This window comes from Pseudomonas sp. GW456-E7 (genome assembly GCF_059424105.1).
In genome coordinates this window covers 36,262-53,747 of record NZ_JBWKZB010000032.1, presented here as the reverse complement: position 1 = coordinate 53,747, position 17,486 = coordinate 36,262, and the positions used below count along the sequence as shown (strand labels likewise).

Here is a 17,486-nt window from a genome sequence, read left to right as displayed (position 1 = left end):
GGTGCGTCGGGAGTGGTTGGCCATTTCCCGTGTCCAGCGAAGTCCGGCCAATGTGGGCCATCATCGCGACGTACGCGTCCTGCTTGCTGTGGCTACTTAAGCACTCAGTCAGGAGGAGGAATCAACCAGCGGCTGTGGACGAGATGAAGCGTCTTGAGAAAACCTGTTGCTACACAGTCCGGCGGTTGTGCATCTCCACCCTACACGTATCCCTGATAATTCGGGTGCTGCCGCGCGCAGAATCCGCAGCGGGTTGGCATTTACCGTGAGCTCCGAAAGGGGAGGTCACGCATCATGGCTAATTTAGGCGTTGTTTCCGATGCCTTCGCTCGGGGTCATTCGCAGCTGACTGCACTTTGTGAACTGGCCGTGAATATGGCTCGCAAAACGAGTGGAAACTCTGCTTTGTGGCGTGATTCAGGCCTCATGTCACCTGCGCTCGTTACACCTGCAAACTCCACCGTTACGTAGCGAAAGCCCCGTAGGACGGCCTCGCGTCCTGGTGAATTGCGTTGGTCAGGGCCGGTTTTTGACCGTTGGTCCGCTGTCCAGGCCGCTTTTGGCGGCGTTCGCGACTATAGCAGCAATGATTAAGTGCTTCAATTCCATAAAAAATTGTTATCATCTGCGGCATGACGACGACTACCCCCCCGACTCCAGGCGTACAACTGCTTGAGGTCTCGCCGGAATATGCCGGCCAGCGTATTGATAATTTCCTTCTCGCCCGACTCAAAGGCGTGCCCAAGACCTTGATTTACCGCATTTTGCGCAAGGGCGAAGTGCGCGTGAACAAAGGTCGGATCAAGCCCGAGTACAAGCTGCAGGCGGGTGATATCGTGCGCGTGCCGCCGGTTCGCGTGCCTGAGCGCGACGAACCGGTGCCACTGGCACAAGGCCTGCTGCAGCGGCTCGAAGCCTCGATTGTCTTCGAAGACAAGGCCCTGATCGTGATCAACAAGCCCGCCGGCATTGCGGTTCACGGCGGTAGCGGCCTGACGTTCGGGGTGATCGAAGCCTTTCGTCAGTTGCGCCCCGATTGCAAGGAGCTCGAACTGGTTCACCGTCTCGACCGTGACACGTCCGGCCTGTTGATGATCGCCAAGAAGCGCAGCATGTTGCGCCACTTGCACACTGCGTTGCGCGGTGATGGCGTCGACAAGCGCTACATGGCGCTGGTCCGCGGCAACTGGGCGAGCTCGATCAAGCAGGTCCGTGCGTCGCTGGGCAAGAGCAATCTGCGCTCCGGCGAGCGCATGGTCGAGGTCGACGAGGAGGAGGGCAAGGAGTCCGTGACCGTGTTCAAGGTCCTGCGCCGCTTCGGCGACTTTGCCACCCTGATCGAAGCCAAGCCGATTACCGGCCGCACTCACCAGATTCGCGTGCATACCTTGCACGCCGGGCACTGCATCGCTGGCGACACCAAGTACGGCGAAGAAGGTTTCAGCAAGGAAATCCGCGATCTGGGCGGCAAGCGCCTGTTCCTGCATGCCTACATGCTGACCGTGCCGTTGCCTGATGGCGGCGAGCTGAAGTTGCAGGCGCCGGTCGACGAGATGTGGGCCAAGACTGTGGAGCGATTGAGTGCGCCCATCTGATTACAAGCTGCTGATCTTCGATTGGGACGGCACGCTGGCCGATTCCATTGGCCGGATTGTCGAGGCGATGCATGTTGCCTCCCGGCGCTCCGGTTTTGAACAGCGCGACGATTTTGCCGTCAAGGGCATCATCGGCCTGGGCTTGCCGGAAGCGATCCGCACCCTGTATCCCGAAATCGGCGACGCAGAGTTGATCGGGTTCCGCGAGCACTATGCTGAACATTACATTGCGTCGGAGGCCGTGCCTTCGCCGTTGTTCGAGGGCGTGGTCGAGTCGCTCGAGGCATTTCGTGCCGAGGGTTATCATCTGGCTGTGGCGACCGGCAAGGCCCGTCGCGGGCTGGATCGGGTGTTGAAGACCCATGGCTGGGAGGATTACTTCGATATCACCCGTGCCGCCGACGAGACCGCCAGCAAGCCCCATCCGCTGATGCTCGAGCAGATCCTCGCGCATTGCGAAGTGCGCCCGGAGCAGGCATTGATGGTCGGTGATTCGTCCTTTGATTTGCAGATGGCGCGCAACGCCGGCATGGAGTCGGTGGCGGTAAGCTATGGCGCTCAATCGATCGATGCGTTGAAGCTTTATGAGCCGCGACTGGCCATCGACCGTTTTTCAGAATTGCACGCCTGGCTGAGTCAGCAGGCTTAACCGGTTGTTTTTGGGGTGGATGGCATGACCGACGAATGGAAGGCGCCCGCCAAGGCGAGCGCAGAGAGCGGTGACGACAAGAGCTGGAAGCTGCTGGAGAAGACGCTGCTGGCCAGCGTGCAGGAGCAGCGTCGCTCCCGTCGCTGGGGCATATTCTTCAAGTTGCTGACCTTTGTGTATCTTTTCGGCGTTATTGCACTGTTTTCGCCGCTGATGGATATGGAAAAGGCCGCTACCCTCAGTGCCAATTACACGGCGTTGATCGATGTGACAGGCGTGATTGCCGACAAGGAGCCGGCCAGCGCAGACAATATCGTTGGCAGCCTGCGTGCGGCTTTCGAGGACAAAAAGGTCAAGGGTGTCATCCTGCGCATCAACAGCCCGGGCGGCAGTCCGGTGCAGTCGGGTTATGTCTATGACGAGATCCGTCGCCTGCGCGGCCTGCATCCGGACACCAAGCTGTATGCGGTCATTTCCGACCTGGGGGCTTCCGGTGCTTACTACATCGCCAGTGCGGCGGATCAGATCTACGCCGACAAGGCGAGCCTGGTCGGCTCCATCGGTGTGACGGCAGCCGGTTACGGCTTTGTCGGCACCATGGAGAAGCTGGGCGTCGAGCGTCGCACCTACACCTCGGGCGAGCACAAGTCGTTCCTCGATCCGTTCCAGCCGCAGAAGCCGGAAGAAACCGCTTTCTGGCAGGGTGTGCTCGATACGACCCACAAGCAGTTCATCAACAGCGTCAAGCAAGGGCGGGGCGATCGCCTGAAGGACAAGGAGCATCCGGAGTTGTTCTCCGGTCTGGTCTGGTCTGGCGAGCAGGCGCTGCCGCTGGGGTTGATCGATGGACTGGGCAATGCCAGTTCGGTTGCGCGGGATGTGATCGGCGAGAAAGAGTTGGTGGACTTTACCGTTCAGGAGTCGCCATTCGATCGCTTCTCGAAAAAGCTCGGTGCCAGCGTGGCTGAGCATTTGGCGATGTGGATGGGGTTTAACGGTCCGTCGTTGCGTTAAGCCGGCTTTAAGGTCAAAAGATCGCAGCCTTCGGCAGCTCCTACAGGTGATCTCTGTAGGAGCTGCCGAAGGCTGCGATCTTTTGCTTTCAGGGTATTTGCACCCCTTCGACCAACAACATATCGATCAAGCGAATCAGCGGCAGACCGATCAGGCTGGTGGCGTCAGGCCCCTCGGTGCTGCGAAACAGGCTGACCCCCAGGCCTTCGGCCTTGAAGCTGCCTGCGCAATCGTAGGGCTGCTCGGCGTGCAGGTAGCGCTCGATGCGGGTGGCGTCGAGTGTGCGCATGTGTACGGTGAACGGCACGCAATCGACCTGGCAGTGCCCTGTCTGGCTGTTGAGCAAGGCCAGGCCGGTCAGGAATGTCACGCTGGCGCCGCTGGCGGCCAGCAGTTGTTCGCGGGCTTTTTCGAAGGTGTGGGGCTTGCCGATTATCCGCTCTCCCAGCACGGCGACCTGGTCGGAGCCGATTATCAGATGAGCGGTATGGCTGGCGGCCAGGGCGCGCGCTTTCTCTTCGGCAAGGCGCTTGACCAGCGCGATGGCGGATTCGCCTGGGCGATGGCTTTCGTCGATATCCGGTGAACTGCAGGTGAATGGCAGTTGCAGGCGGGCCAGCAATTCCCGGCGATAGACCGAGCCGGAAGCGAGTAATAAAGGCAGCATGCGCATCTCCATAAGGCAGGTACGAATTCTAGCGAGGCTTCCAAGTGACGGACAGGGCTGAATTTCCTTTGACATGGGCGGGTGCATCCCTATAATGCTGCGCCTATGTTGAATGACCCGATTCCACCTCACGTTGACCCGCGCAAATTGGCTGATCGTGGCACCACCCTTCAAGGTGAAATGCTGCTGGCCGATTTGGAGAGACTCTGCGACCCGCTTTCCGACAATGTCGGTACGGTGCAGGCTAAATTCGTTTTTGAACGAGATGAACGTAAATCTGTGGTTATCCACAGCTTTATCGACACTGAAGTCAAAATGGTTTGCCAGCGTTGTCTTGAGCTGGTCACCCTGCCGATCCATAGCGAATGCAGTTACGCTGTGGTGAAGGAGGGTGCGAATACCCAGTCGTTGCCGAAAGGTTATGACGTGCTGGAACTGGGCGAAGATCCATTGGATCTGCAGTCACTGATCGAGGAGGAGCTTCTGCTCGCCTTGCCCATTGTGCCTGCTCATCATCCGGAAGAATGCCAGCAGCCGGCGGGAGCAGATGAGCCCGAACCGAGCGAGGACGAGGTAACGCGGTCCAACCCGTTCAGTGTATTGGCGCAGTTAAAGCGTGACCCAAACGTTTAGGAGTTAATCAATTATGGCTGTTCAGCAGAACAAAAAATCCCGCTCTGCCCGTGACATGCGCCGTTCGCACGACGCTCTCGAGGCTAGCACCCTGTCTGTAGAAAAAACCACCGGTGAAGTTCACCTGCGTCACCACGTATCGCCAGAAGGCGTATACCGTGGCCGTAAAGTGATCGACAAGGGCGCTGACGAGTAATCACTTGTCCGCTCAAGTCATCGCGATTGACGCAATGGGCGGGGACTTCGGTCCCCGCAGCATTGTCCAGGCCAGTCTTGCTTGCCTGTCCGCCACACCCTCGCTGCACCTGACCCTCGTCGGTCAACCCTCCCTACTTGAAGAATTGATCGCTGGCCATTCGGCTGTGGATCGCGCGCGCCTGTCGATTGCTCCGGCGAGCGAAGTCATCGGCATGGACGAAAAACCCGCCCAGGCCTTGCGAGGCAAGCCCGACTCATCGATGCGCGTGGCCCTTGAGTTGCTGCGCGACGGTAAAGTCCAGGCCTGTGTCAGTGCCGGCAATACCGGTGCGCTGATGGCGTTGTCGCGCTTCGTGCTCAAGACCCTGCCGGGCATTGACCGTCCGGCCATGGTGGCGGCGATTCCGACGCAAAAGGGTTACTGCCAATTGCTCGACCTGGGTGCCAACGTCGATTGCAGTGCCGAGCATCTGTTGCAGTTTGCGGTGATGGGTTCGGTGGCGGCGGAGACGCTGGGCATCAGCCGTCCACGGGTCGCGTTGCTGAACATCGGCACCGAAGACATCAAGGGCAATCAGCAGGTCAAGCTGGCAGCGACTTTGTTGCAAGGCGCCCGGGGCATCAATTACATCGGCTTTATCGAGGGCGACGGTTTGTACCGTGGCGAAGCGGATGTGGTGGTGTGTGACGGTTTTGTCGGTAACATCCTGCTCAAATCCAGCGAAGGCCTGGCGACCATGATTGCCGGGCGCATCGAGGCGTTGTTCAAGAAGAGCCTGGCCTCACGTGCGGTCGGTGCACTGGCGCTGCCGTTGATGAAGCGTCTGCAGGCCGACCTGGCGCCTGCCCGGCATAACGGCGCGAGCTTTCTCGGCTTGCAGGGGATTGTGGTGAAGAGCCATGGTTCTGCCGGGGTCCAGGGTTTCCAGAGCGCCATTTCGCGCGCCATGATCGAGATTCAGGAGAATCTTCCCGAGCGCCTGCACGGTCGTCTGGAGGATTTGTTGCTTTAGGCGTTTTCGTCGGACAATGCTTAAATGTGACCGCTTGGTTCGATGGGCCATCCAACTGTCAGTTTCTTGCGTCCCCAAAGCGGGGCGCCAATTCTCCGACGACAAGATCATTAGGGGCTTGTTACATGTCTGCTTCCCTCGCATTCGTCTTCCCGGGACAAGGTTCGCAGTCCCTCGGCATGCTGGCCGAGCTGGGCGCACAACATCCGGTTGTCCTTGAAACATTCAAAGAAGCTTCCGATGCACTGGGTTACGACCTGTGGGCACTGACCCAGCAAGGGCCGGAAGAGCAACTCAATCAAACCGATAAAACCCAACCGGCCATTCTGACCGCCTCGATCGCCCTGTGGCGTCTGTGGCTGGCCGAAGGTGGTGCGCGTCCGGCCTACGTCGCCGGGCACAGCCTGGGTGAATACAGCGCGCTGGTGGCAGCGGGCAGCCTGAGCCTGGGCGACGCGGTGAAACTCGTCGAGCGTCGTGGCCAGCTGATGCAGGAAGCCGTTCCGGCCGGGCAGGGGGGCATGGCTGCCATCCTGGGGCTGGACGATGCCGACGTACTGGCAGCCTGTGCCGAAGCGGCGCAAGGCGAAGTGGTCAGCGCGGTCAATTTCAACTCGCCGGGCCAGGTGGTTATCGCCGGTGCCAAGGCTGCGGTTGAACGCGCCATCGAAGGCTGCAAGGCGCGTGGTGCCAAGCGCGCCATGCCACTGCCGGTCAGCGTGCCGTCCCACTGCGAGCTGATGCGTCCGGCTGCTGAGCGTTTCGCCGAATCGATCGCCGCGATCAATTGGCAGGCGCCACAGATTCCTGTGGTCCAGAACGTCAGCGCTGAAGTGCCGGCCGATCTGGAAACCCTCAAGCGTGATCTGCTCGAACAGCTGTACAAGCCCGTACGCTGGGTCGAATCCGTACAGGCGCTGGCTGCCAGGGGCGCGACCAATCTGGTCGAGTGCGGCCCGGGCAAAGTGCTGGCCGGCCTGAACAAGCGTTGCGCCGAAGGCGTATCGACATCCAACCTCAATACCCCAGATGCCTTCGCTGCCGCCCGTGCAGCGTTGGCCTGAATCAGGAGAAGCTTGCATGAGTCTGCAAGGTAAAGTTGCACTGGTCACCGGTGCAAGCCGTGGCATCGGCCAGGCTATCGCCCTGGAACTGGGTCGTCAGGGCGCCATCGTTGTAGGTACCGCGACTTCCGCGTCGGGTGCCGAGCGTATTGCCGCGACCCTGAAGGAAAACGGTATTCAAGGTACCGGCCTGGAACTCAATGTCACCAGTGACGAGTCCGTGGCGGCGGTCCTGGCGAGCATCCAGGAGCAGTTCGGTGCGCCGGCGATCCTGGTCAACAATGCCGGTATCACCCGCGATAACCTGATGATGCGCATGAAAGACGACGAGTGGCACGACGTTGTCGATACCAATCTGAACAGTCTGTTCCGCCTGTCCAAGGGCGTTTTGCGTGGCATGACCAAAGCCCGTTGGGGCCGAATTATCAGTATTGGTTCGGTTGTGGGTGCCATGGGCAACGCAGGCCAAGTAAACTACGCTGCCGCCAAGGCCGGTCTGGAAGGTTTCAGTCGTGCATTGGCGCGTGAAGTCGGTTCGCGTGCGATTACGGTAAACTCGGTGGCCCCAGGGTTCATCGATACCGATATGACCCGTGAACTGCCCGAGGCGCAGCGTGAAGCCTTGCAGTCGCAGATTCCGCTGGGTCGTCTGGGGCAGGCTCAAGAGATCGCGTCCGTGGTCGCTTTTCTTGCGTCGGACGGTGCGGCTTACGTTACCGGAGCTACAATCCCGGTGAACGGCGGGATGTACATGTAATTCAAATGTGACGGATTGCTTCAAAAAAATGTCATACGAGCTGTCTAAAATCCGTTATAAAGCTGCAATCTATTTATAGGCAGAGGGTCACCGGGTTCGAGGAGTGAAGCTTTCAGTTGAAAAGCTGAAAAGCCTTTCTATACACTTACCCACTGGCCAGCTGCCTGAATTTGTCCATTAGGAGTGAAAACAAGGTATGAGCACCATCGAAGAGCGCGTCAAGAAAATCGTTGCTGAGCAACTGGGCGTTAAAGAAGAAGAAGTGGTCAACACTGCTTCCTTCGTTGAAGACCTGGGTGCCGACTCCCTTGACACCGTTGAGCTGGTGATGGCTCTGGAAGAGGAATTCGAGACCGAAATCCCTGACGAAGAAGCCGAGAAGATCACTACTGTACAAGCTGCAATCGACTACGTTACTAGCCACCAGGCGTAATAGTTTGTAATCGTTGCTCGCTGTCATGGAAAAACCGCACTGCCATCATGGCGTGCGGTTTTTTCTTTAGGCCTGATGCAAAGTCGTCATTTGAAAAAAGGAGAGTGCTGTGTCGCGTAGACGCGTCGTAGTCACCGGTATGGGTATGTTGTCGCCACTGGGCACGGATGTGCCGAGCAGCTGGCAGGGCATTCTGGCTGGCCGCAGTGGCATTGGTCTGATCGAACACGCCGACCTTTCTGCCTATTCCACCCGTTTTGGCGGCTCGGTAAAGGACTTCAATGTCGAGGAATACCTGTCGGTCAAGGAAGCCCGCAAGCTCGACCTGTTCATTCAATACGGTCTGGCCGCAGGTTTTCAGGCGGTGCGCAACGCCGGTCTGGAAGTCACCGACGCCAACCGTGAGCGCATCGGCGTGGCCATGGGCTCGGGTATTGGCGGTCTGACCAATATCGAAGAGACCGCCCGCACGCTGCACGAGACCGGCCCACGACGGATTTCCCCGTTCTTCGTGCCAGGCTCGATCATCAATATGATTTCCGGTTTCCTGTCCATCCATCTGGGGGCACAGGGGCCTAACTACGCCATCGCCACGGCCTGTACCACCGGTACCCACTGCATTGGCATGGCAGCCCGCAACATCATGTACGACGAAGCCGACGTGATGATTGCCGGCGGCGCCGAGATGGCTGCCTGCGGTCTGGGCATGGGCGGCTTCGGTGCCTCCCGCGCGCTGTCGACCCGCAACGATGAGCCGACCCGCGCCAGCCGTCCATGGGACAAGGGCCGTGACGGCTTCGTGCTGTCCAATGGTGCCGGTGCTCTGGTTCTGGAAGAGCTGGAACACGCCAGGGCCCGTGGTGCGACCATCTACGCCGAACTCATTGGCTTCGGCACCAGCGGCGATGCCTACCATATGACTTCGCCACCTGCCGATGGCGCGGGTGCTGCCCGTTGCATCACCAATGCGCTGCGCGATGCGAAGATCAATGGCGATCAAGTGCAGTACATCAACGCCCACGGCACGTCGACTCCCGCAGGCGATCTTGCTGAAGTCAATGCGATCAAGTCGGTGTTCGGTGAGCATGCCTACAAGCTGGCCGTCAGTTCGACCAAATCCATGACCGGCCACCTGCTGGGTGCGGCGGGCGCGGTCGAGGCGATCTTCAGCGTGCTGGCCATCAACAGCCAGGTGGCGCCGCCGACCATCAACCTCGATGAGCCGGATGAAGGCTGCGACCTCGATTTCGTGCCGCACACCGCGCGCAACATGGATATCGATGTGGTCGTGTCCAACTCCTTCGGTTTTGGCGGCACCAACGGCTCGCTGGTGTTCCGCCGGTTCGCAGGCTGATGGACAGCTGGGTCGACGGTCAGCCGGCTGACGCTTTGTCGCTGAAGGATCGCGGCCTGGCTTACGGCGATGGTCTGTTCGAGACCGTCGCCGTGCGCAACGGCAAGCCCGTGTTACTGGAGCGGCATCTGTCGCGTCTGGCGGATGGCTGTTCGCGTCTGGCGCTTGCTGCCGATCAGGAATTGATCCGCAGCGAACTGCTGGCCTACGCCGCGGCATTGGGTGACGGGGTGCTCAAGCTCATTCTCACCCGCGGCGACGGCCTGCGCGGTTACGCGCCCGATCCTTCGGCCCAGGCCCGACGCATTCTGCAAGGCAATCCACCTGCGGCTTACCCTGCCGCGCATGGCGAGCAGGGTATTCGACTGTTTCCCTGCACCACGCGATTGTCCAGGCAGCCATTGCTGGCCGGCCTCAAGCACCTCAACCGACTTGAACAAGTCCTGGCCCGTGCCGAATGGCAGGACACCGAGCATGCCGAAGGCTTGATGCTCGATCAGGCCGGGCGCGTGATCGAAGGCGTGTTCAGCAATCTGTTCCTGGTGCGTGACGGCGTGCTCATCACGGCTGACCTCAAGCGCTGCGGCGTGGCCGGGGTGATGCGTGCCGAACTATTGTTCCAGGCCAGATCGCTGGGAATCCCCACGCAAATCACCGACATTCCCCTCGAACAGCTGCAATGGGCTGACGAAGTCTTTGTCTGCAACAGCGTGTATGGTATCTGGCCGGTGCGTGCCTATGCTGCTCTTCACTGGCCGGTTGGGCCGCTCACCCGTAAACTCCAAACCATTGCCCGTGTGCTACTGGATGCTTGATACGTGAGACGTAAACTCTTGCTGCTGCTGGAAACCGGAGTGGTTCTGGCAGGGCTGCTGATGGGTGCTTCAGCCTGGAAAATTCATTCGGCGCTGGTACAGCCGCTGAACATTGCCCAGGAACAATTGCTGGATGTGCCCAAGGGCACCACACCGACCCGCACCTTCTACCGACTCGAAGCCAATGGTGTCATCAAGGACGCCTTCTGGCTGCGCGTGTATTGGCGCTTCAATCTCGGCAAACAACCGCTGCACAGCGGTGAATACCGCATGCAACCGGGCATGACCGTCGAAGGACTGATCGACCTGTGGAAACGCGGGGAAATGGTTCAGTACAGCCTGACCCTGGTCGAAGGCTGGAATTTCCGCCAGGTTCGCGCAGCGCTGGCCAAGGAAGAGAAGCTCGATCATAGCCTCGACGGTTTGAGCGACAGCCAGGTCATGGACAAGCTTGGCCACACCGGGATTTTTCCGGAAGGGCGCTTCTTCCCTGACACCTATCGTTACGTGCGCGGCATGTCCGATATCGAGCTGCTGAAAACCGCCTACGACCGCCTCGACGAAGTGCTCGCCAAGGAGTGGCAGCAGCGCTCTTCCGATGTGCCGTACACCGAGCCCTACCAGGCGCTGATCATGGCTTCGCTGGTGGAAAAGGAAACCGGCGTGCCGCAGGAGCGCGGGCAGATTGCCGGTGTGTTTGTGCGACGCATGGCGATGGGCATGCTGCTGCAGACCGATCCGACGGTGATCTACGGCCTCGGCGACCGCTACAGCGGTAAACTGACCCGGGCTCACCTAAGGGAATCGACGCCCTACAACACCTACATGAATACGGGCCTGCCGCCGACGCCGATTTCGATGGTCGGTCGCGAAGCCATTCATGCGGCACTCAATCCGGTGGAGGGCAGCAGCCTTTACTTCGTGGCCCGCGGTGATGGCACTCACGTGTTCTCCGACGACCTGGATGCCCACAACAATGCCGTGAAGGAGTTCCAGCTCAAGCGTCGCGCCGATTACCGCTCCAGCCCGGCGCCCACTGCCACGCCAGAGACGGCGCCGACCCAGACCGAGCAGAACGGCACGCAGGAAGCCAAGGCTTCGCAGGAGCTGGCTCCGATCCCGGCCGCTTCACCGAACACGGCTCCCGAGGCACTGCCGCAAGTGCCGGCGCAAGATCCTGCGCCAGCTCCGGAAACACCGGAACCCGATGCAAGCGCACCGAAAAGCCCGCAATGACTCTGACTAAGGACTGCCTGTGACTGGCTTGTTTATTACTCTGGAAGGCCCGGAAGGCGCCGGCAAGAGCACCAATCGCGAATACCTGGCCGAGCGCTTGCGCGCCGCCGGCATCGAGGTGGTGCTGACCCGCGAGCCGGGGGGCACGCCGTTGGCCGAGCGCATCCGTGAGGTGTTGTTGGCTCCCGTCGACGAAGTCATGAACCCGGATACCGAGTTGCTGTTGGTGTTCGCGGCGCGCGCCCAACACCTGGCTGAAGTGATTCGCCCGGCACTGGCCCGCGGTGCCGTGGTCTTGTGTGATCGTTTTACCGATTCGACTTACGCCTACCAGGGCGGCGGCCGTGGCTTGTCGCTTGAGCGCATCGCGGCTCTGGAAACCTTCGTTCAAGGCGATCTGCGCCCGGACCTGACACTGATTTTCGATCTGCCTGTCGAGGTGGGTCTGGCCCGCGCCAGCGCACGCGGCCGCCTGGATCGCTTCGAACTCGAAGGCCGGACCTTTTTCGATGCCGTACGCCATGCGTTCCTCAAGCGGGCCAAGGCGGATCCGGCGCGTTATGTGCTGGTCGATGCGGCCCAACCGTTGGCACAGGTTCAGCAATCGCTGGATGCCTTGTTGCCGCGCCTGCTGGAGTTGAACCGTGGCTGAGGCCTATCCGTGGCAGGAAAGCCTCTGGCAGCACCTGGCGGGTCGTGCGCAGCATGCGCACGCCTACCTGCTGCATGGCCCGGCCGGGATCGGCAAGCGGGCACTGGCCGAGCGCCTGATGGCCAGCTTGCTATGCCAGCGCCCGAAGACGCTGGAGGCCTGCGGCGAATGCAAATCCTGCCTGCTGCTCAAGGCTGGCAGTCACCCGGATAACTACATCCTGGAACCGGAGGAAGCCGACAAGGCGATCAAGGTCGATCAGGTTCGCGATCTGGTCGGTTTCGTGGTGCAGACCGCGCAGTTGGGCGGGCGCAAAGTGGTGCTGATCGAGCCGGTCGAGTCGATGAACATCAACGCCGCCAACGCCTTGCTCAAAAGCCTTGAAGAACCGTCCGGCGATACGGTTTTATTGCTGGTCAGCCACCAGCCGAGCCGCTTGTTGCCCACCATCAAGAGTCGCTGCGTACAGCAGGCCTGCCCGCTGCCGGGCGAGGCCATGAGCTTGAAGTGGCTGGCCCAGGCATTGCCGGAATGTTCCGAAGAGGAGCGCGTCGAGTTGCTGACGCTGGCCGCCGGTTCGCCACTGGCGGCGGTCAATCTCCAGGCCCAGGGCGTGCGTGAACAGCGCATGCAAGTCGTGGAAGGGGTGAAGAAACTCCTCAAGCAACAGCAGTCGCCGACGCAACTGGCCGAAGAATGGAAAAACATTCCGATGTTGCGCCTGTTCGATTGGTTCTGCGACTGGTCGAGCCTGATCCTGCGCTATCAGTTGACCCAGGACGAAGCCGGCCTTGGCCTGGCCGACATGCGCAAGGTGGTGCAATACCTGGCGCAGAAAAGCGCCCAGGGCAAAGTCCTCGATATCCAGGACTGGATTCTCGCCCAACGACAGAAAGTCTTGAGCAAGGCCAACCTCAATCCGGCCTTGCTGCTGGAGGCCTTGCTGGTGCAATGGGCGTCGTTGCCTGCCCAAAGATGACTGCCTGCGCCTAGACTCTATCAGTACACCCGACCGTCCCACCCATTCGATGTAAGTTGCAGCCCTTTATGCTCGTAGATTCCCATTGTCACCTTGATCGCCTCGACCTGGCCGCGCACGACGGCTCCCTGGATGCTGCTCTGGATGCCGCCCGGCAGCGCGGGGTCGGGCACTTTCTGTGTATCGGTGTCAGCGCGGACAACGCGGCCGACGTCAAAGCCCTGGCCGAACGTTATGACGATGTCGACTGCTCGGTGGGCGTGCACCCTCTGGATGTACAGCCCGGTGCCGCGCCGGCGCTGGACTGGCTGTTGCAGGAGCTCAATCACCCGCGTGTGGTCGCCATCGGCGAAACCGGCCTCGATTACCACTACGAGCCGGAAGCGGCGCAGTTGCAGCAGGAATCCTTTCGCCTGCACCTGCAAGCGGCGCAGCAGACCGGCAAACCGGTGATCATCCACACCCGCGGGGCCCGCACCGATACCCTGGACTTGCTGCGCGAAGCGGCATTGCCCCAGGCGGGCGTATTGCACTGCTTTACCGAAGACTGGGACATGGCGAAGGCTGCACTGGACATGGGCTATTACATTTCCTTGTCCGGGATTGTCACTTTTCGCAATGCCGATGCGTTGCGCGATGTGGCCAGCAAGGTGCCGGCCGACCGCTTGCTGGTGGAAACCGATTCGCCCTACCTGGCGCCGATTCCCCATCGCGGCAAGCCAAACCTGCCGCAGTACGTGCGTGAAGTAGCGGAATTTCTGGCAATGTTGCGTGGTGAACCCTACGAGCGGTTTGCCGAGCAGACCACGGCCAATTTCAAGCGGCTGTTCCCGCTGGCGCATGTAAAAGGTTAAATCGCAGGCAAAAAAAACCCGGGTTCTGGGGGGTGAATCCGGGTTAAGACCATTAGGAGTAAAACAATGGCACGCGGTCCGTTGGTACCAATATCGGCGTGACACTTGGGGGAGATGCCCCGCCGACAGTTCAAGTATTGATCAGGATTGCGCCTCGTCCAGTTTGCTGGTCAGGGTTTTTAAACAAATTTGGAATACGTGCGCTTCGGAAGAGTTCTCATCAACCGGTAATCGTGCGCGGAATGACCGGAAAGCGCAGATATGGTCGGATGATCCGTGCATTTTTGCGTAAGTTAGGCATAATACGCGGCTTCGAATTTTGACCCCGACAGACCTTTTCTTATGCATAAAGAACCTCGTAAGGTCCGTGAGTTTCGTCGCCGCGAGCAGGAAATTCTCGATACCGCGCTAAAGCTGTTCCTCGAACAAGGTGAAGACAGTGTCACCGTCGAGATGATTGCTGATGCCGTCGGTATCGGCAAAGGCACGATCTACAAGCATTTCAAATCCAAGGCGGAAATCTATCTGCGCCTGATGCTCGACTACGAGCGCGATTTGAACGCACTGCTGCATTCGGCCGATGTCGACAAGGACAAGGAGGCCCTGTCCCGGGCCTACTTCGAATTCCGCATGCGCGATCCACAACGCTATCGCCTTTTCGACCGCCTCGAAGAGAAAGTGGTCAAGGGCAACCAGGTACCGGAGATGATCGAGGAGCTGCACAAGATCCGTGCCTCGAACTTCGAACGCCTGACCCTGCTGATCAAGGGCCGGATCAGCGAAGGCAAGCTGGAAGACGTGCCACCTTACTTCCACTACTGCGCGTCCTGGGCGCTGGTGCACGGCGCCGTCGCGCTGTATCACTCGCCGTTCTGGAGCAATGTGCTGGAAGATCAGGAAGGTTTCTTCCAGTTCCTGATGGATATCGGCGTGCGCATGGGCAACAAACGCAAGCGCGACACCGACACTTCCGGCAGCTGATTCATTCAGTTGCCTTATTGCGCCATGATTTCGCTACTTGGCGCAGTAGCGCAGGAATATACTCAGGTAGAGGACTTGCTAAAACTTGATTTCTGAGTCAAGTTTTAGCGGCCCGATATTCTTCCGCCGGAGTGACCATGATCGTTGACCGTCAAGGCAGGCGTTTTCGCAACTTGCGAATCAGTCTGACCTCTGCCTGCAATTACGCCTGTACCTACTGCGTGCCCAACGGCAAGCGGCTGGTGGCTGCGCAGGATGAATTGTCGGCCGAAGCGATGGCACGCGGTGTGGCTTATCTGATTGAGGCGGCAGGGATCGAGCGTCTGCGCATTACTGGCGGCGAGCCGCTGGTCAGCCCGAAACTCGAAGCGTTCATGACGGCGGTCGGGCAGATGGGCCTGGAAGACATCAGCCTGACCACCAATGGCCAGCTGCTGGCGAAGAAACTGCCGCTGCTGGTGAACGCCGGCATTCGGCGCCTCAATGTCTCCCTCGACACCCTCGACGCCAGTGCGTTCCGCGGCATTGCCCGGGGCGGCGACCTGGCCACCGTGCTAAACGGCATGAACGAGGCCAGTGCAGCCGGCATGAAGATCAAGGTCAACATGGTGCCGCTGCGTGGGCAGAATCTTGATCAGGTGATGCCGCTGCTCGACTACTGCCTGGAGCGCGGTTATGAACTGCGCTTCATCGAGCTGATGCGCATGGGCCACCTGGCCAACGATTCCAATGCCTTTTTGCAACAGTTCGTCAGCCTCCAGCAATTGCTGAGCCTGATCGGCGAGCGCTATGAGTATCTGCAGGCCGATGCCCCGGTCGATGCAACGGCGGTTCGTTATGAAATTCCCGGCCAGGGTTACTTCGGCGTGATCGCCAACGAAAGTGTGCCGTTCTGCCGGACCTGCTCGCGACTGCGCTTGTCTTCCACCGGGTGGCTGCATGGCTGCCTGTCGTCGAGCAATCGCCATTACGTCGGCGACCTGCTGGACAAACCGCGCCACCAGGCGCTGCCGGCCTTGCAGAGGCTCCTGGTGAAAGCCTTGGGGGACAAGCAGGAAGTGGCGTTCTCTGGCGGCGCGACTGTCATGAAGATTATCGGCGGCTGAACCGGCCTCATCGCGGGCAAGCCACGCTCCCACAGGTTTGCGTAAACCCTTGTGGGAGCGAGCTTGCTCGCGATGGCTATGGATAAGCCAACAATGCCCATGAGCTGGCGCAAAAGCTGCATCCTACGGCCATTCGCCGGTTTTCCGACACCGGCCTCTGGAGGATAGGATGCGTAGCCTGGTTTTGCTGCTGGCCGTTTTGGCGCTTGGTGGCTGCATGAACGTCAGCGATATGGCCGAAGGGACTCGTTACCATATGAGCGATGCGGGGCTGCTCGATCACAGCGACAGCCGGCGCGTAAACAACCTGCGCATTCAACCGGATTCGTTCGTCTACATCGCCCAGGGCGCTTTCATGCCGCCGGGCAGCGCCATTTACCCGCGGCCCAACGTGATTGCCGAAGTCGCCTTCGATGGCTTCGTCGAATACTTCCCGATGGTCCGCCGTGCCCGCACGCCGGAAGGCCTCGACCAGGCCATGGGCGAAGCCCGTGCCGCCGGTGCGCACTATCTGCTCTACACCCGATTCGCCAAGTCGGACGACCGTATCGGCAACTCGGACGAATGGCTGGATCAGGAAGCCCTGGATCGCCTCGGCATCGACAGCGGTATGATTCAGATCATGTTGATCGAGACCAGCACCCAGTATTTGATTGATACTGCGACCATCAAGAGTCGTGGCGGTTTACTGACGTTCCACGATAAAAAACCCGAAGACCTGATGGGCCCGCCGCTGGAGCAATATGCGCGCGGCCTGTTGGGGCTCAGCGACCAGTAACTTCAAGGAGAACGCCATGAGTGGCCCGCAAAAAGCCAACGACTTGCTGGGGCAGATCCCCAAGACCAAAGGCTTGCCGCCGGTGCACCTGTGGAACCCCGATTTCTGCGGCGACATCGACATGCGCATCGCCCGGGACGGCACCTGGTATTACCTGGGCACGCCGATCGGGCGTAAGCCGATGGTCAAGCTGTTCTCCACCATCATTCGCCGCGACGGCGATGATTATTTCCTGATTACCCCGGTGGAAAAGGTCGGCATCAAAGTCGACGATGCGCCGTTCGTGGCGATTGCGGTGGACATGGAAGGCGAGGGTGAGGCGCAGGTGTTGCGCTTCACCACCAACGTCGATGAAACCACCGAGGCCGGTGCGGAGCATCCGCTGCGCGTAGTGATCGATCCCGACACGCAGGAGCCAGCCCCTTACGTCCATGTGCGCAGCAATCTAGAGGCGTTGATCCATCGCAATGTGTTCTATCAGCTGGTAGAGCTGGCAGTGAGCCGAGAGATCGACGGCCAGCGCTGGCTCGGTGTCTGGAGTGGCGGCGAGTTTTTCCCCATCGGCCTCGAACCCTGACGCAAAACCCTGTGGGAGCGGGCTTGCTCGCGAAAGCGCTGGGTCAGCCGACATCTTTGTTGGATGTGACTCCGTCTTCGCGAGCAAGCCCGCTCCCACATTAGATTTCTGATTTCTTCAAAAAATCAAAT

General features: G+C 59.9%; 20 protein-coding genes. 19 read left to right on the top strand and 1 reads right to left on the bottom strand.

Features of this window, described 5'->3' with window-relative positions; translation table 11 throughout:
* The first annotated feature begins 632 nt into the window (after positions 1 to 632).
* From rluC to AC07YV_RS19890, 3 genes are read left to right on the top strand one after another with little or no spacing between them, the layout of a single operon-like run.
* Complete coding sequence (gene rluC, locus AC07YV_RS19900; RefSeq protein WP_095963753.1) at positions 633 to 1,595, top strand: 23S rRNA pseudouridine(955/2504/2580) synthase RluC; 963 nt, start codon at positions 633 to 635, stop codon at positions 1,593 to 1,595.
* The gene (locus tag AC07YV_RS19895; RefSeq protein WP_102700901.1) at positions 1,582 to 2,244 is read left to right on the top strand and encodes an HAD-IA family hydrolase; all 663 of its coding nucleotides are present in this window, start codon (positions 1,582 to 1,584) and stop codon (positions 2,242 to 2,244) included. Before rluC ends, AC07YV_RS19895 begins: the two co-directional genes overlap by 14 nt.
* A 24-nt stretch (positions 2,245 to 2,268) precedes the next feature.
* Positions 2,269 to 3,258, top strand: coding sequence for a S49 family peptidase (locus AC07YV_RS19890; protein WP_102700900.1), 990 nt, complete (start codon positions 2,269 to 2,271; stop codon positions 3,256 to 3,258).
* An 88-nt stretch (positions 3,259 to 3,346) separates the two neighbouring features.
* Here AC07YV_RS19890 and AC07YV_RS19885 read toward each other — a convergent pair whose 3' ends face one another.
* Positions 3,347 to 3,925: a Maf family protein gene (locus AC07YV_RS19885; protein WP_102700899.1), complete on the bottom strand. Its 579-nt coding sequence runs from the start codon at positions 3,923 to 3,925 to the stop codon at positions 3,347 to 3,349.
* Positions 3,926 to 4,030: 105 nt separating this feature from the next.
* Here AC07YV_RS19885 and AC07YV_RS19880 point away from each other — a divergent pair, with 105 nt between their 5' ends.
* The 16 genes from AC07YV_RS19880 (at position 4,031) to AC07YV_RS19805 (ending at position 17,355) form a co-directional block, all read left to right on the top strand.
* Positions 4,031 to 4,558 (top strand): YceD family protein, encoded by a 528-nt coding sequence (locus AC07YV_RS19880; protein ID WP_007942001.1) that lies wholly within the window; start codon positions 4,031 to 4,033, stop codon positions 4,556 to 4,558.
* A gap of 13 nt (positions 4,559 to 4,571) precedes the next feature.
* Positions 4,572 to 4,754, top strand: a complete 183-nt coding sequence (gene rpmF, locus AC07YV_RS19875; RefSeq protein ID WP_003179396.1) for a 50S ribosomal protein L32 — start codon at positions 4,572 to 4,574, stop codon at positions 4,752 to 4,754.
* Between the two features lie 4 nt (positions 4,755 to 4,758).
* The gene (gene plsX, locus AC07YV_RS19870) at positions 4,759 to 5,769 is read left to right on the top strand and encodes a phosphate acyltransferase PlsX (RefSeq protein WP_102700898.1); all 1,011 of its coding nucleotides are present in this window, start codon (positions 4,759 to 4,761) and stop codon (positions 5,767 to 5,769) included.
* A gap of 125 nt (positions 5,770 to 5,894) precedes the next feature.
* Complete coding sequence (gene fabD / locus AC07YV_RS19865; RefSeq protein ID WP_007977053.1) at positions 5,895 to 6,833, top strand: ACP S-malonyltransferase; 939 nt, start codon at positions 5,895 to 5,897, stop codon at positions 6,831 to 6,833.
* Between the two features lie 16 nt (positions 6,834 to 6,849).
* Complete coding sequence (fabG, locus tag AC07YV_RS19860) at positions 6,850 to 7,590, top strand: 3-oxoacyl-ACP reductase FabG (protein WP_102700897.1); 741 nt, start codon at positions 6,850 to 6,852, stop codon at positions 7,588 to 7,590.
* 196 nt (positions 7,591 to 7,786) lie between these two features.
* A complete protein-coding gene (acpP, locus tag AC07YV_RS19855; RefSeq protein WP_003175607.1) occupies positions 7,787 to 8,023 on the top strand; it encodes an acyl carrier protein in 237 nt (78 codons plus the stop codon).
* A 109-nt stretch (positions 8,024 to 8,132) separates the two neighbouring features.
* Entirely contained in the window at positions 8,133 to 9,377 is a 1,245-nt protein-coding gene (fabF, locus tag AC07YV_RS19850; protein WP_102700896.1) for a beta-ketoacyl-ACP synthase II, read from the top strand.
* Positions 9,377 to 10,192 (top strand): aminodeoxychorismate lyase, encoded by an 816-nt coding sequence (pabC, locus tag AC07YV_RS19845; RefSeq protein ID WP_102700895.1) that lies wholly within the window; start codon positions 9,377 to 9,379, stop codon positions 10,190 to 10,192. The genes fabF and pabC overlap by 1 nt, the downstream gene beginning before the upstream one ends.
* A gap of 3 nt (positions 10,193 to 10,195) precedes the next feature.
* Positions 10,196 to 11,428, top strand: coding sequence for an endolytic transglycosylase MltG (mltG, locus tag AC07YV_RS19840; protein WP_102700894.1), 1,233 nt, complete (start codon positions 10,196 to 10,198; stop codon positions 11,426 to 11,428).
* Between the two features lie 19 nt (positions 11,429 to 11,447).
* Complete coding sequence (gene tmk / locus AC07YV_RS19835) at positions 11,448 to 12,080, top strand: dTMP kinase (protein WP_007977045.1); 633 nt, start codon at positions 11,448 to 11,450, stop codon at positions 12,078 to 12,080.
* Complete coding sequence (locus tag AC07YV_RS19830; RefSeq protein WP_102700893.1) at positions 12,073 to 13,059, top strand: DNA polymerase III subunit delta'; 987 nt, start codon at positions 12,073 to 12,075, stop codon at positions 13,057 to 13,059. Before tmk ends, AC07YV_RS19830 begins: the two co-directional genes overlap by 8 nt.
* A 68-nt stretch (positions 13,060 to 13,127) precedes the next feature.
* Positions 13,128 to 13,913: a TatD family hydrolase gene (locus tag AC07YV_RS19825; protein ID WP_102673872.1), complete on the top strand. Its 786-nt coding sequence runs from the start codon at positions 13,128 to 13,130 to the stop codon at positions 13,911 to 13,913.
* A gap of 342 nt (positions 13,914 to 14,255) precedes the next feature.
* Positions 14,256 to 14,894 carry a TetR/AcrR family transcriptional regulator gene (locus AC07YV_RS19820; RefSeq protein WP_007977040.1) on the top strand — a complete coding sequence of 213 codons (639 nt, stop codon included), beginning with the start codon at positions 14,256 to 14,258 and terminating at the stop codon, positions 14,892 to 14,894.
* Positions 14,895 to 15,031: 137 nt separating this feature from the next.
* Positions 15,032 to 16,000, top strand: coding sequence for a GTP 3',8-cyclase MoaA (locus AC07YV_RS19815; RefSeq protein ID WP_102700892.1), 969 nt, complete (start codon positions 15,032 to 15,034; stop codon positions 15,998 to 16,000).
* A gap of 169 nt (positions 16,001 to 16,169) precedes the next feature.
* Positions 16,170 to 16,778 (top strand): DUF4823 domain-containing protein, encoded by a 609-nt coding sequence (locus AC07YV_RS19810; protein WP_102700891.1) that lies wholly within the window; start codon positions 16,170 to 16,172, stop codon positions 16,776 to 16,778.
* Positions 16,779 to 16,794: 16 nt separating this feature from the next.
* Positions 16,795 to 17,355: a DUF1285 domain-containing protein gene (locus AC07YV_RS19805; RefSeq protein WP_102700890.1), complete on the top strand. Its 561-nt coding sequence runs from the start codon at positions 16,795 to 16,797 to the stop codon at positions 17,353 to 17,355.
* Positions 17,356 to 17,486 lie beyond the last annotated feature (131 nt).